Origin of the sequence: Bradyrhizobium sp. 186, from assembly GCF_023101685.1 — a bacterium.
Taxonomy (GTDB): Bacteria; Pseudomonadota; Alphaproteobacteria; order Rhizobiales; family Xanthobacteraceae; genus Bradyrhizobium.
Map to the genome: position 1 here is coordinate 6156308 of NZ_CP082164.1, position 14359 is coordinate 6170666.

At 58.4% G+C, this 14359-nt stretch carries 13 protein-coding genes; all 13 read right to left on the reverse strand.

The genetic code is table 11. The features are described from left to right. Positions 1-14: 14 nt before the first annotated feature. Complete coding sequence (locus tag IVB18_RS29610; protein WP_247983922.1) at positions 15-1157, reverse strand: DegT/DnrJ/EryC1/StrS family aminotransferase; 1143 nt, start codon at positions 1155-1157, stop codon at positions 15-17. Beyond that, positions 1154-1318 carry a hypothetical protein gene (locus tag IVB18_RS29615; protein ID WP_247983923.1) on the reverse strand — a complete coding sequence of 55 codons (165 nt, stop codon included), beginning with the start codon at positions 1316-1318 and terminating at the stop codon, positions 1154-1156. Before IVB18_RS29615 ends, IVB18_RS29610 begins: the two co-directional genes overlap by 4 nt. Before the next feature lie 278 nt (positions 1319-1596). Then, complete coding sequence (locus IVB18_RS29620) at positions 1597-2112, reverse strand: UDP-N-acetylglucosamine--LPS N-acetylglucosamine transferase (protein ID WP_247983924.1); 516 nt, start codon at positions 2110-2112, stop codon at positions 1597-1599. Between the two features lie 188 nt (positions 2113-2300). Then, entirely contained in the window at positions 2301-3158 is an 858-nt protein-coding gene (locus IVB18_RS29625) for a glycosyltransferase family 2 protein (protein ID WP_247983925.1), read from the reverse strand. 152 nt (positions 3159-3310) lie between these two features. Next, the gene (locus IVB18_RS29630) at positions 3311-4312 is read right to left on the reverse strand and encodes an NAD-dependent epimerase/dehydratase family protein (protein WP_247983926.1); all 1002 of its coding nucleotides are present in this window, start codon (positions 4310-4312) and stop codon (positions 3311-3313) included. Beyond that, positions 4309-5487, reverse strand: coding sequence for a DegT/DnrJ/EryC1/StrS family aminotransferase (locus IVB18_RS29635; protein ID WP_247983927.1), 1179 nt, complete (start codon positions 5485-5487; stop codon positions 4309-4311). Before IVB18_RS29635 ends, IVB18_RS29630 begins: the two co-directional genes overlap by 4 nt. 98 nt (positions 5488-5585) lie before the next feature. Further along, positions 5586-6107, reverse strand: a complete 522-nt coding sequence (locus tag IVB18_RS29640; RefSeq protein ID WP_247991764.1) for an acyltransferase — start codon at positions 6105-6107, stop codon at positions 5586-5588. Positions 6108-6135: 28 nt separating this feature from the next. Then, positions 6136-7638: a lipopolysaccharide biosynthesis protein gene (locus tag IVB18_RS29645; RefSeq protein ID WP_247983928.1), complete on the reverse strand. Its 1503-nt coding sequence runs from the start codon at positions 7636-7638 to the stop codon at positions 6136-6138. A 22-nt stretch (positions 7639-7660) separates the two neighbouring features. Continuing rightward, positions 7661-8725, reverse strand: a complete 1065-nt coding sequence (locus IVB18_RS29650) for a Gfo/Idh/MocA family oxidoreductase (RefSeq protein ID WP_247991765.1) — start codon at positions 8723-8725, stop codon at positions 7661-7663. Between the two features lie 289 nt (positions 8726-9014). Further along, on the reverse strand, positions 9015-9527 hold the full coding sequence (locus IVB18_RS29655) for a glycosyltransferase (RefSeq protein WP_247983929.1): 513 nt from the start codon (positions 9525-9527) through the stop codon (positions 9015-9017). 887 nt (positions 9528-10414) lie between these two features. Then, positions 10415-11731 (reverse strand): HlyD family type I secretion periplasmic adaptor subunit, encoded by a 1317-nt coding sequence (locus IVB18_RS29660; RefSeq protein ID WP_247983930.1) that lies wholly within the window; start codon positions 11729-11731, stop codon positions 10415-10417. 107 nt (positions 11732-11838) lie between these two features. Beyond that, the gene (locus tag IVB18_RS29665) at positions 11839-14052 is read right to left on the reverse strand and encodes a peptidase domain-containing ABC transporter (protein WP_247983931.1); all 2214 of its coding nucleotides are present in this window, start codon (positions 14050-14052) and stop codon (positions 11839-11841) included. Next, positions 14030-14353, reverse strand: coding sequence for a hypothetical protein (locus IVB18_RS29670; protein WP_247983932.1), 324 nt, complete (start codon positions 14351-14353; stop codon positions 14030-14032). The genes IVB18_RS29665 and IVB18_RS29670 overlap by 23 nt, the downstream gene beginning before the upstream one ends. Positions 14354-14359 lie beyond the last annotated feature (6 nt).

Sequence of the window (14359 nt, forward strand, 5' to 3'; positions counted from 1 at the left end):
CATTATCCTGACTATCAAGCTATTCGGATATGCTGCAGCAGGGCATCGATGACTCGATTGACATCCTCCTGGCTCATTTGCGCGTAAATCGGCAGCAGTATCGATCGATCCTGCGCGAGTTCGGATTGACAGAGATCATGGCGCTGCTTCCCATTGGCGTAAGCGGGTTCGCGGTGCGAGCACATGATCCCCCGTCGTGTCGCGATTCCCTTATCGAGCAGGCCTTGCATCACGGTGCGCTGGTTGAGGTGGTCAGGCAGACGCACGCAATAGCTCTGCCAATTGGACCTGGCCCACTCGGGCTCCTCCGGCACGCGCAGACCGTCGAAATTGGAGAGTAGCTCGGTGTATCTGGCAGCGACGGCGCGGCGTTGCGCCACCAGTTGCGGAAGGCGTTCGAGCTGTTTGCGACCGATCGCCGCTTGTATGTCGGTCATGCGGTAATTGTACCCGACGACCAGATAATCCTCGAAGATTACTTGAGGCGAACCATGCCGCACCGTGTCGGGGACGCTCATGCCATGTTGGCGCAACAGTCTGAATTTGCGATCAAGCTCCGGATCGGCGGTGGTCAGCATTCCGCCTTCTCCGGTTGTGATCACTTTCCGAGGGTGAAAGGAAAAGCAGCCGATGCGGCCATGCGGTTTCCCAATCGACTCCCATTGCCCATTCATGCGGATTTTACTGCCGGCAGCACACGCTGCATCCTCGATCAGGATAATGCCATGACTGTCGGCTATCGCAGTAACTGCTGCAAGATCGCAAGGCATGCCCATTTGGTGGACGGCGATGATCGCGCGCGTTCGCGGGGTTATCGCTTCCACCAGCCGGGTGGGATCAATGTTGTAGGTTAACGGATCGATGTCTACAAAAACGGGTGTTGCGCCTTGAAACCGGACCGAGTTGGCCGTTGCGATGAAAGAATGACTCGGTGTGATCACCTCATCACCGGGTCCGATGTCCAGCGCCGCCAGCGCGAGCTGCAGGGCTGTGGTACAATTTGATACAGCGCATGCGAAGGGTGCGCCGACAAGGGTGGCGAATTCTTGCTCGAAGGCGGCGACTTGCGGACCTTGCGACACCCAGCCCGATAGAACGGCTGCGCGCGCGGCACCAGCTTCTTCGTCGGCGAGGAGCGGCAGTGCGATCGGAATCACGACGCAACCCCCTCTCGCGGGCTGACCGCAACGAGCTTGCGTTCCACGCGCCGCCACTTCACGAATTGCGCCGGGCCCTGCTCCAGCTCACTGCTGGCGGCCCGATTATTCGGCAGGTACTCCGCCTCCATTACATGCGCGCCGGCGTGAGATCCTTTCATTTCCACTTCCTTTGACGAGGTCCGATGTCTATGAACTGCGTTGCACGCGCGGCGCCACGCTGCGGTTAAGCCCAGAATTTGAAGGCGCGTGCCTGGGATATCTGCGTCTCTGCCACTCCACATTGCTCGTTTCCGCCCACAACAACAGTATCTATCCGACAAACCAATGCGTGCGGTCGTGCGGATGCGTGTGTGCCGAGTCGCTCGGCCCCACTGGCCCACTCATCAACCGTGTGGATGAAGCGAAGATATCCCGGCGTTCCGCCCATCGCGAAGCCTCATAGCACCGCGCCTGTGTAGTGCGGTCCATCGGGTCGCGCCAGATGAGGCCACTGCGTTAGCCAGAGGTCGGCGCAATGGCCAATGCGGTCTCCCGACATCGAAAGCTGCTCAACGTTGGCGATGCTGTCGAGCCAGATGGTGCGCGCACCCATCATTTGTCCGAATCGCAGCGCCAAATATCCCGGAGCGGCACCCGTCGAGACTACGATGTCCGGCTTTTCATTCCAAACGATCCAGGCGATTCTGCGCGCTGCTTTCAAAAGCGCGATCTTGGTCCAGCGGTTAGCATCGTTGACGAGGTAGAACTTGTGGTCGGGCACCTGCGCGCGATAAGATTCATGGACGGTGACGAACGTAACATCGCAATGCTCGAAAGCGGGTTTGATCCGCAACAGCTGCACCCAATGGCCCCCACCCGAAGAGACTGCCAGCACTTTCGGCCGTACGTTGCGTGACCGCTCCGTATTGGGGTTCAGCACCGTGTCGTGGTGAAAGACCGGGCTCCGAAGCATTGGCTGGCCTCCCTAAGATGCTGCAAGATTCGCGAGCTCCCCCTGAATGGGCGGATCGAAAGCCTCGAATTGCTTGCATTTAATATTGAATTACCATTTAAATTAACAAACGGGGTATTTAAAATCAAGCATTTTATATGGCGCGACGCGTTCGATTTTCCTATCACGCGCCCAACGGAATTAGGGCCTCATTTGATCGAATCCGGCAGCGCCACCCGCGAAGTCTCGTCTCGTTGCCAGAGATGATCTCCAGGTCGGCCGCCTCTGGTAGCGTTACATCGAGCAGCAATGTTGACCCAGCAATAGATCAACAAGCCGAGCCACAAGCGAGGTTCTTTGAACAGTGTAACGAGCGTCCAATTATTGGCCGCTCCCTTGTTTGCGCGCAGCTCGGGAAAGCGCCGGGCGAGTTCGAATGTTCCCCTATAGGCCCGTGTTCTGACGGTGACGAGCTGCAGCAGAGTGCGTGGGGCGAACACCGTGGACCTCACGTAGGCCAGAGTTTCCCGCTCTTCCCGTCTGAACTGAAGTCGAACATAGGTGTCATCAGCAGTGATGTCTGGAAATTGCGCGAACCGCCTGCGTCCAGCCTCGGACAAGACGTACACGCCTGAACCGCCGATTCCCTCGCGCGAGGACGGCAGCCGTGACCGAATTCCGAAGTATTTGCGAACCAGCCAGGAACAGCCCGCCAGATTGATCTCTGCCGTAGGCGCGACCGCCAAAACGTCACCCTCATTGAGGCGTCTTGCCAAAGCTAGAATGGCATCAACGGTAATAACGATATCGGCGTCAGCATAAATCCGCGGAAAGATGTCCGCGACTTGATCACCAAGATTCAGAGCGTGGGTCTTCCTTGCGGTGTCCGACTCCACAACCTTGATGGTCGGGCCGAAACGCCGGGCGATATTCGCGGTGTCGTCTGTACAGCCGTTGCAAACGACGATCACGCGCAGCTCGTCCGAACCTGGCTTGCCGACCCATTGGCTCAACGTCCGCGCAATCACGGAACTCTCGTTGTGGGCTGGGACGACGATCGAAATCATGGCTGGCCCGGTGGAATGGATCAGACTTCCGTGCCTCTCTGAGGCTGCCGCGGGGACCGTCAGTCTCAGCGCGAACCCCTGCTAAGCTGCCATGGGCGGCACCAACGAAATCTATCCGGATGGCACGGCCGCGCGTTCCGCCTCGGCCTCAATCACGATGCCGCCGCCTGTCGCTGGCGGTCCGAAGCGAGGTCGCGTTCGGATCGCCACCATTTCACGAGATCGGCGAGCCCCTGCTCAAGCGAGACCGTGGTGCGGAAACCCAGCAAACGCTCCGCCTTGCCCGTCGATGCCAGCCGTCGCGGCACCGGATTGACCGAGCGCTCCGGCGCGAATTCGGGTGTCAAGCCGCGGTGTCCCATCACGGACGCAAGCACCGTCGCCAGCTCGGTCAGGCTGGTTTCAGTGCCGCTCCCCACGTTGAAGACCTCATCAGTAACCTTTGCCCTGGCCGCAAGGATGTTGGCACGCGCGATGTCGCGGACGTGGACGAAATCCATGGTCTGACGGCCATCGCCAAAGATAATGGGAGGCAATCCGGCTTCCAGGCGCTCCATCCAGCGGATCAAGACCTCGGTGTACCGTCCGTGGATATCCATCCGGCTGCCGTAGACGTTGAAATATCGGAATGCCACATAGTCGAGGCCGCTTACATCGTTGAAGGCCCGCAGGAGCCCTTCGTTAAACGCCTTGGCGGCTCCATAGAGAGTTCGGTTGTTGTACGAATTCTGCCGCTCGGTCGTCGGAAACTCCTCGGCCATGCCATATACGGATGCCGAAGAGGCTGCGATGATTTTCTCAATGTCGTGCTTGATGCACAGCTCCAGCAGGTCGTAGGTGGCATCCACCATGACCTCCTTGGCCAGGCGTGGTTCGGCTGCACAATGCGTGATGCGGAGTGCCGCTTGGTGAAAAACGATATCGGCGGCCTTTACCAACGCTTCCATCAGCTTGCGATCGCGTATGTCGCCCTGAACCAATCTCACCGGTCCGCGCCCGAGCGCGCGCCGGAGATTCTCCGGCCGGCCTCTTATCATGTTGTCTATGGCAACAATCTCGATACAGCCCTCGTCGCAGAGCTGATCAATGATGTGGGAGCCGATGAATCCCGCCCCGCCGGTGACCAGAACGCGCTTTCCCTTGAGATCAATCAAGACGCTCTCCTGTTGTGGGACCATGTCATGACGCTTTGTGGATGCTCCGCCCGGTCGCTGACGGCCTCGCTGGGCCGCAGGACCGCCCCGTTCCCCAATATAGCGACAACTTCGGTCGGCTGTTCCGGCAGCATCTCCGGATAAATGGGAAGAGAGAGGAACTCGTTCGCAAGCATCTCCGTCACGGGAAGATCGCCGGCACCATAACCGAGTTCTGCATAGGCTCTCTGCAGATGCACCGGAACGGGATAGTGGATCCCGGCACCAATGCCGGCATCACGCAATAGCGTCAGCGCGTCGTCGCGCCGCTGCAATCTGACCGCATAAACGTGATACACATGACGGGCGTGGCGGGGCGGCTGGGGACGCGCGAATGGGAGATCGGATAGCAGTGCATCGTATCGCTTAGCGAGCGACCGACGCGCTTCCGTCCAGCGCTCGATGTAGTCCATCTTGACGTTTAGTATCGCGCTCTGAATTTCGTCCATGCGATAGTTGTATCCGCGGATGACGTGGTCGTATTTCGCCTCCTGCCCCCAGTCCCGCAGCAGTGACACGTGTCGCGCGAAGTCAGGCCGATCGGTTACGACCGCCCCACCCTCGCCAAACGCTCCAAGATTCTTGCCGGGATAAAAGCTGAAGCATCCCAGATCGCCAATCGAGCCTGCGCGGCGTCCCCGGTATTCCGCGCCGTGCGCCTGCGCGGCGTCCTCAATGACGACCAGACCGTGACGGCGCGCGATCGCCATTATCGGATCCATGTCGGCCATCAGCCCGTGGAGGTGAACCGGCAGGATCGCTTTGGTCCGCGGCGTTATCGCAGCTTCAATCAAGCCGGGATCCATCGTCCACGTTAGTGGGTCGACGTCGACAAACACCGGCCTGGCGCCGCTGTAGAGAATGGCCGCGGTTGTCGCGACGAACGTCATGGATACTGTGATGACTTCGTCACCGGGGCCGACGCCCGCCGCAAGTAAGGCAAGGTGAAGCGCCGAAGTGCCGGTGTTCACCGCGCGGCAATGGGCGGTCCGGCAATAATCCGCAAAGCGTCCCTCGAACGCCGTCACCTCCGGCCCGAGCACAAAGTGCCCGCTGCTGACGACTCTCGCTACCGCGGCGTCGACTTCTGGCTTGATCTGGCTATATTGGGCTTTCAAATCCAGGAAGGGTATCAAGATTCAAGACCTTGGATTGGAGCAAAATTATAGAAACAAATTAACTCGTATTATTATATTTATTCAAGCATTGAATTAGACAACATATATCTTTCGATTTAAAATTGTTTATGACGCGCGACTGACGAGCCTCGATCGCCCAGAACGGTGTTTTCAGCTGCGGACAGAACCCGAGCGGGCACTCCGGCGACGATGACGCCGGGCGGAACATCCTTCGTCACCACCGCCCCCGCGCCCACGGAGGCACCCGCACCGATCGTCACACCGCACAGAATGGTGGCGTTCGAGCCGATCGAAGCTCCCCTGCCGACATGAGTGCGCTGCAGTGTCCAGTCCAAAGCTTGCTGAGGACGACCATCCGCGGTTGTTGCCTTCGGAAATTTGTCGTTCGTGAACATCACACCATGTCCGACGAACACTTCGTCCTCGATCGTGACGCCCTCGCAGATGAAGCTGTGCGACGAAATCTTGCAACGCGCACCTATCTTTGCCCCCGCCTGGATCTCGACGAAGGTTCCGATCCTGGTCTCGGCGCCGACCGAGCAGCCATAGAGGTTGACGAGATCGGGATGAAAGATCTTGACGTCTCTGCCGAGCTTTACGTCGCTTGTGATGGGCATCTCCACCTCCAAAAATCGCCAGAAGGCCCTACAGGGCCGAACGCGATGGCCTCAGTTTGGGTGCAACACGGGCGAGACTAGCTGCGGCGAGATGGAGCTGATGCAGTAGCGGGTGGCCGGTCAGTAGCAGCCCTAGCCACCAGCAAAGCGCCGCAGCACACAATCCCGAGGCCAAACCGGCAAGCGATGTCACGATTCCCGCCTCCATCAGCGCCGCACAGCCGGACGTGCCGAAAGCGGTTACCGCCGTGACGACACCGCTCTTCATCAGCGCGCGAGTAATGTCTCTTGGCCTGAAGCCTAGATGCCGCCCGATAAAATGGATCGCGACGGCAGCCTGGAAGGGCAACGTCAAAACTGCGGAGGCGGCGACAGCCTGCACACCGAAGATGGATGCGCCAAAAATTACAAGCAGCGACGGAGGTAGCGAGATGAAGGAGGAGATCAAAGCGTCCCGCACGCTTCCAACCGCTACAAGTATGGGATAACTCAAGCATGCTGCAAAAAGTGCCATGTTTGCGATGCAGAGCAGGCGCACGAGAGGCACGACCTCTAGCCACGTCTCGCCGAGCCAGATCGTGATGATCGGTCGCGCCATAATGGCCACGAATATCAGGAAAGGCCAATGCGCGCCGGAAAGCAGCTCGATCGCCTCAAGATAAACGGCCTTCAGGTCGTCCCCCGCTTGGCGCCTTGCGACAATCGCCGGCATGATCACAGGGTTCAATACCTGCGTAACGAGCTTGTCGAACGTTTGCGTTAGGTTAATCGCGCGGCTGTACAGACCGACGGACATAAAGTCCAGAATTCTTGCAAGGAACAGCTGGGGCGCCAGATTGTAGAAGACGTTGATGACGCTGACCCCGCTGGCATAAAGGCCAAAGCTGATGATGTCGCGGTGTTTGAGGAGCGAGGGCCGCAGTACTTTAAAGTCTCGATGACTGGCGAGCAGCGCCAGGGTCAGAATAGCGCTTCCCGCCAGGGCACCCCAGACTGGGGCCATATAGCTGAATCCCGCCATCGCGAGTCCGATCGAGACCAGAGCAACCGCCACACCCGCTGCGAAGTTGCAAATGGCTAACGTACCGAATTTCATTTCTCGGCGCAGCAAGGCAGAAATTGTCCCGGAGAATGGTGCCAGGAGAAAATTCAGCGCCGATACCTCGATGCCCCTCTTGAGACCGTCCTGGGCGAAGAGATCCGAGAGCGCGCTCGCAAGAACAAACAGAAGAAGCGCAATCGCTACTGAGATCCCGAGCGCGATGGTGAAAGCTGAGCGAACATCGGCTGGAGACAATTCACGCTTCTGAATCAGATAATTTCCGCCCCCGAACTCCTGAAAGGATGCGCCAATTACCGCGGTGACGGCATTGACGACCGCGTATACTCCGAATTCGGCCGGCGATAGCAGACGAGAGAGGACCGCGGTCGCGACCATGAACAACACAAGACTGCCATAGCGATCGACCGCCGAGAACAGGATGGAACGTTGTACCGAACTCATCGCAAGACCGTCGCGCTGTTCGCGCATTTGAATGTCGCCCGCCAATGATTCAGACCGTCGCCGTCGCACGTTCCGGGATCCAGCGCTGCTGCCGCTTCAGCAGGACCGGCTTGCCGTGCTCGGCGATTGAGCGGGATGCCGCCTCCAGGACCTCGATCACCCGCAGTCCAGACATGCCACTTGAAATCGGTCGCGTGCCGCTACGCACACAATCGATGAAGTGCTCGACCTCGACCTGTAGCGCTTCCTTGGGGGAGACGTGGGGCGCCCACATATCGCCAGCCCGATAACCGATCCGGAATTGATGGGCATTGTCGGAGGGGCCATCGACGGTGATACCCTTGTCATACACCTTGATCTTCTCCGTCGGTTCAAGATCGTCATAAACGATCATCTTCTTGCTGCCTCCGATGAACGTCTGGCGGACCTTGATTGGCGAGAGCCAGTTCACGCTAATGTGGGCCACGCATGCGCTATCGAAGAACAATGTGATATGGGCCATGTTTTCCGGCGAGCCGACCACATGGCATGATCCTGTCGCCGAAACCGCAACGGGCTGCTCATCGAAGATGTAGTGGATGATCGAAATGTCGTGCACCGCCAAGTCCCAGATCACATTGACATCGCTCTGGAACAGGCCAAGGCTCGCGCGTGTGCTGTCGTAGTAATAAACATTACCAAGTTCCTTCTTAACCAAAAGCTCGCGGATCTTCCGCACGGCCGGCGTGTAGACGAAAGTGTGGTCCACGCTCAATGTCAGACCGCGCCGAGCCGCTTCATCGATCAGGCGTCGGGCCAGATCTGAATTTTGTGCAAGCGGTTTCTCCACCAGAACATGCTTGCCCGCCTTGAGTGCGGATAGAGCCAGTTCATAGTGTGTATGAACCGGCGTAGCTATGGCCACGGCATCGACGGCTGGGTTCTTGAGCAGTTCGTCGCAACAGGATGTCGTTATCACCCCTGGATAAAGCCGCTTGCTGGCCGCGAGCTTTTCCGAATCAAAGTCGCATACGCCGATTAGACGTACCGAGGGATGAGCAGCGAAATTGCGGACCAGGTTCGGTCCCCAATAGCCGTATCCAATAACTCCAATTCCAATTGTGTCGTTCGACATAACTGCACCAGTGATTGAAAATCGGGTGAAATGTTGAATTGACTTGGCTATCGCCCCGCTTGCTCTGGCGATAGCCAAACTGCTGGCCAATACCCGATCGAGAATGAACGCGGGCACACGCGCAGGGTGTCTCGGACATTCCAACTCACGATCACGGGGGGACGTCGAGCAGAGCTGCGCGCTCTTTCGGCAATCTTCGTTGTTGGCGTATGCGGCCCCCTCCATCATCGTTCCGGCACGATTGGAGAGGAGAAGAGGCTCGACTGTCTTGTAGCTCCATGTTGACCGCCTAAGCTGAAGCGCCGGTAGGTTGGGAACGAACATGTCCCGTTTCAATAAAGGTCCGAATTGTCAGGATCAGCTGCGGCGATGCTTCACCACCGAGGCGTTCGCACCGTTTGAGGGCGTCCAATTGATCCAGTTTGTCGGCTAATTCCCTTTCCTCAAAAGCGACCTCAATACGGCCCTGTGCGGCGAACTGTTTTGCCGTTGCGACCTGATGATCGTTTCGGTGTTCGCCCAAGCTCGCACGACGTGGCATGACAATGATTCCTTTCCCAAGCTCGAGGGCGGTGATAATGGAGCCCATGCCTGCATGAGCGATCACCAAGCTTGCCGCCTCAACGCAATTTCTGAATCCGCTGGGGTCAATGAATCGTTCGGTGCGGATGTGCTTGAATTGATGGTTTGATGGCCCGATCTGAGCGAAAACATCGCTTCTTGACCGTGCACCGGCCCATTCGTCGACCGTTCGGATCAGACGATCAAACTGGACTTGCGTACCGACTGTTACGAAGATCATGAGACGCGTCCTTCATAATCAAGCGCTCGGCGAGCAGTATTTTGGTACTGATGTTTTGCCACCACATGCGCTCTGGCTCCTGATAAATGCTGCGTGCGCTGCCGGTTGTGCATGGCCGCGCTCGCGAGAGCCACGGTCTCGACCATGTTCGAACATCGACACTGCGGACGCATCACGGCTCCTGCGAGGAAACACGATAATTTAATTTATTTAATGTCTATATTTAATTTATTACTCCGATAATACAGGGCCCGTCGTTATTTTCAAGTGACTATCTTATTTGATTTTGAAAGCGCGCAACTGCCTACGAACACGGGGCATTTTGAGTTAGATTCGCGCAAGTCGAATTAATTGAAGTCATTATTTTACACCTCAGCGGCCGAGCCCGCTTTGCGGTCTCGACGCGCAGAATTTCCGAATTTCCGAGCAATCGGTTCGAAATTTGAGGTAGAGAACGGACCTGCAACGCGCCGGCATCGTGATCCAACATCTGGGCGTGCGGCCGCTGCGCGAGGCTCAGCCGGGGGTCCCACTCCCGTTCGCAACCGGTGTTGGCGCGGACCAGGCGCGAAGACGTTCGCCTTCGACCGGCCCATGGCTCGCACCGCGAGATCTGGTGCAAAGTGAGACGGGCAGATCGCGCATTAGCGGAGCATGGCAGAGGGACTGCTCGTACTCGCATCGCCGTTAGATCTTCACGCCGCTAACGAACAATCCAGCGCATTCCGTCGGCGCGCACTTGGGCCATTGCGGTCCTGTGCGCCATCGGATCATTTGGGTGGTCGCGGCCGCCGGACGATGGCTTGCAATCGGCCGAAAATTCCAGCAGCGCGTGCTACGGTGCCGCTGGAACTGCCTTCATTGGATCGCCGTCTGCCCTGAATGCCTTAGTATTCCCGGATGCTTTCATCCAGGCCGCGAAGCAACGGGTACAGGAAATATGAAATCACGGTGCGCTTGCCGACTTTCATTTCGGCCGTCACCGCCATACCCGGAATCAGTTGAACGCGCTCAGGCAGCAGCCGAAGGTGCGTGTCGGACAAATCGACCAGTACGCGGTAATAGGGAGCTGGCGCGCGGCGCGCACCTTCGGCCTTCGTATCCGGCGAGAACGTGTCCTGACTGATGACGCGGACTTCTCCGGTTGCAGTTCCATATTTCTGGAAAGGAAACGCTTCGAACTTGATCCGGACCGCTTGTCCAAGCGCCACCTGACCGATATCCCGCCCCTCGACGTTGACCTCCGCCTGAAGAGGCACGTCACGCGGAACCAGGACAAACAGCGTTTCCGCTTCGCGAACCACCGAGCCGACAGTCCGGTTTGCGATATCCAGCACCACGGCATCTGCCGGCGCCTGCAGGACGATCAACTGTCGACGAAGCTCGGCCTTCTTCAATTCCTCTGCTGCGCTATTGCGCTTCGGCACCGTCTCCGCCAGTTCCTGATAAGTGGCGCGACGAAACTCCTCGGCGAAGACCTTCTGGTCAGCGCGGGCCTTGTCCAGCCGATGGGTGGTATCGGCGATACTGCCGCGAACGCGCGCCAAATTGCTCTCAACCTCGAGCCGTGCGTCGCGAGACAGTAGAAAGTTCAGCCTCGAACCGACCTCTTTGTCCATCAGCGTGGTGCGCATAGCTTCTATTGAACGCATCGTGTCGAGACGCTGAATCAGAACCGCCTCTTCGTTCTGCGCTGTCTTAAGATTGGCTTGAGCGGAAGCGATCTGTGCGTCGTAGTTCTGGATCTGCGCCTCATAGGCGGCTCTCCTCTGCAAGAACAACTTGCCCTGCAGGATCTGATCCGCATTCGTGAGCTCTTTTGCGGCATACTCGGTTCCATTCAATTCGGCGCCCAGGCGGTCGATCGACGCATCGAAACCAGCCACCCTGCCGCGCAATTGATCGAGATCCGCCTGCGAGAAAGTCGGATCGAGGGTAGCCAGAACGTCGCCGCGGTTGACGCGATCACCGGCCTTGACGTGGATCTCGCGTATGATCGACGTTTCCAACGGCTGCACGACCAGGTTGGGACGTGTCGTGGTCAATTTTCCCTGCGCCGTGACGATCATCTCCACTTGCGAAACGGATGCCCAGGTGACCGCGAAGGCAATCAGTGCAAGCACGCCGTAGAGGGTGACACGCGCGAGCCGCGGCGGCGCTTGCTGCTCGACCTCGGTTGCATCGGACTGGAATTCGGCGATCACTGGCGCTCGCCTCGGCACCGGCCTGAATAGCTTTCGCCGCCGCTCGAGCGTTCTGGCCAGAACGAGACCGTCCGGCTTCGCATCCGCGCGTGGTTGCCTTGTCTCCTTCATGCAATCTGCTTCATCTGTTGGTTCCACAAATGCCTGTAGATAGTGCATTTAGACAGGAGATGGTCGTGGCGATCCACGTCGACGATGCGGCCGCGGTCCATCACCAGGATCTGGCTTGCTTCGGTCAGCATCGACAACCGATGCGAGACGATGATGACAGTACGCCCTGCCGCCAAACGGCGGAGATTGCGCTTGATGATCATTTCGCTTTCGGAGTCGAGGGCACTCGTCGCTTCATCGAAAATTACGATCCGTGGATTGACGATCAGAGCCCGCGCAATCGCGAGCCGCTGCTTCTGCCCGCCGGACAGATTCGAGGCGTCTTCCTCGAGCATGGTGTCGAACCCACGGGGCAACTGCTCGATGAACTCGTCGGCCCCTGCGAGCTGCGCCGCAGCGACGACCTCGGCAAAGGTCGCGTCACGTTTCACGCAGGCGATATTGTCGCGAACCGTCCCGCGAAACAGGAAATTGTCCTGTAAGACAATTCCGAGGTTTTGGCGCAGGTGTGCGAGGTCGAGCTCCCTCGAATCATATCCGTCGATACGCAGCAGCCCCTGCTGCACCGGATACATGCCCGAAATCAGCCTTGTGAGCGTCGTCTTGCCAGAGCCGCTCCGGCCCACGATTCCGAAGATCGAACCTGGCTCGACGGTGAATGAGACATCATCAAGCGCCGGCGCTCCCTCAACTCCGTAGCGAAAAGAAACGCTCTCGAACTCGATTTTTCCGGCGAGGTCGGGCCGCAGCCCATCTTTCCTGCCATCCCGCTCAGGCTTCTGATTCATCACCTCGCCGAGCATTTTCACGGCAAGAGCAACTTCCTGGTATTCGTGCACCATGGTCACGAGCTGGACCAGTGGTCCGGAGACCCTCCCGGCCAGCATGTTAAAGGCGACCAGCGCGCCGATTGTCATTTCTCCAGCGAAGACGTCGAGTGCTCCGACAGCGATGATCCCAAGCGTCATGATCTTCTCGAGAAATCCGGTGAGCGCCTGGGCGCCTGCGGAAATCTTCTCGACACCGAATCGCATGGCCACCGACTGTGCACAGCGGCTATCCCAAATCCTGCCCTGCACGGGCTCCATGCCCAGCGACTTCACCGTGCGCATACCGTGAACTGTTTCGACGAGGAGAGCCTGCCGCGCACCTTCCGCCTGGTAAAGATCATAAAGACGTCGCCGGAAAGGGCCCATGAGCAGGCCGACAACAGCGCCGCTTGTGGCAGTGAAAGCCAGAACCATAAACGTCAATTTGAGGCTGTAGAGCGCAAGTACCGGCAGGAAGACGAATAACGAAAGCGCGTCGAGGGTGGTTAAAAATAGTCGGCCGGTCAGAAACTCGCGGATCCGGGCCGCTTGCTGCATGTGCTTGACCAGGACTCCCGCTGCCATGTGCTCGAAGAAGGTGACGGGCAGCCCGAGGAGATGACCGAACGTCTTTGTAGCAACGCGAATGTCGACCTTATTGGTCGCATAAAGCAGCAGGTAGCGCCGCAAAAAGCCGAATATCGCGTCAAATATGAGTGCCACGGCCGCCCCTGCCGAGAGTACGTAGAGCGTGGTGAAGCTCTCGTGAACCAGAACTTTGTCGATGACGAGCTGGAAAAAGATCGGGATGACGAGACCCAGCGCATAGAGCAGGATGGCGGCAATCGCGACGTCTCTAAACAGTCGCCATTGAGGAAGCAATTCCGGTACGAACCACCGGAGGCCGAAACTCCTCCGACCATCCTGCGTCAACTGCTCGCGCTTGATCAGGATCGTATCGCCGGCCCATTGGGCACAGAATCGGTCCCGGTCGACCACCAAGACCTCGTGCTTGCGGTCGGCGAGCGGGTCGAAGATACTGACGACCTCAGTGCCCTCAGCTCCCAGTCCTGCACCAAGGACAACGATCCAGTTGCCATTGGCGAGCCGAGCCAGGGCCGGATAGGCTTCTCCGAGACGGATCAGCGCACCCCAGTCCATTTTCGTGCTTCTCGCACGCAGGCCTGCATCCTTCGCCATGCGCAATAGGAGATTCAACGAGGGCGGGGCGGCGACGGCGTAGGCGTGCTTCAGACGCTCGACCGGCAGGTCGATGCCATGATGACCGGAAATCTTGGACAGGCATTCCAATGCTGTCTGCGTTGCCGATCCAGGCGCGTCCACGACCCGGCCCTCCGCGCCGTCGGCGGCATCGATTTCACCGGAAATTCGAAGAGACATTATGAGGCCGTGGTGTGTTGGGTGCTAGCGCATCGCGAACGACCGACGCACCGTTGTGCGACTCAGCCGGCTGATTGCGCCGGACCACGCCCGCGTCGACCAGCCCCTGAAGTGCCTTCTGCATCACATCGACCGAATTGGCGAAGGACTCGACCGACAAGATCAGGCGCTGAGAAAACACGCGTTTCGGGACATTGTTGGCGTCACGCTCCGTTGGTGAAAGGCTGACCAGGTCGACGCGGACGATGGTTCCGCTGACGGTAATTTCTTCGATTCCGTCGGTATAAAGTTCGGCGTGCATTTTACG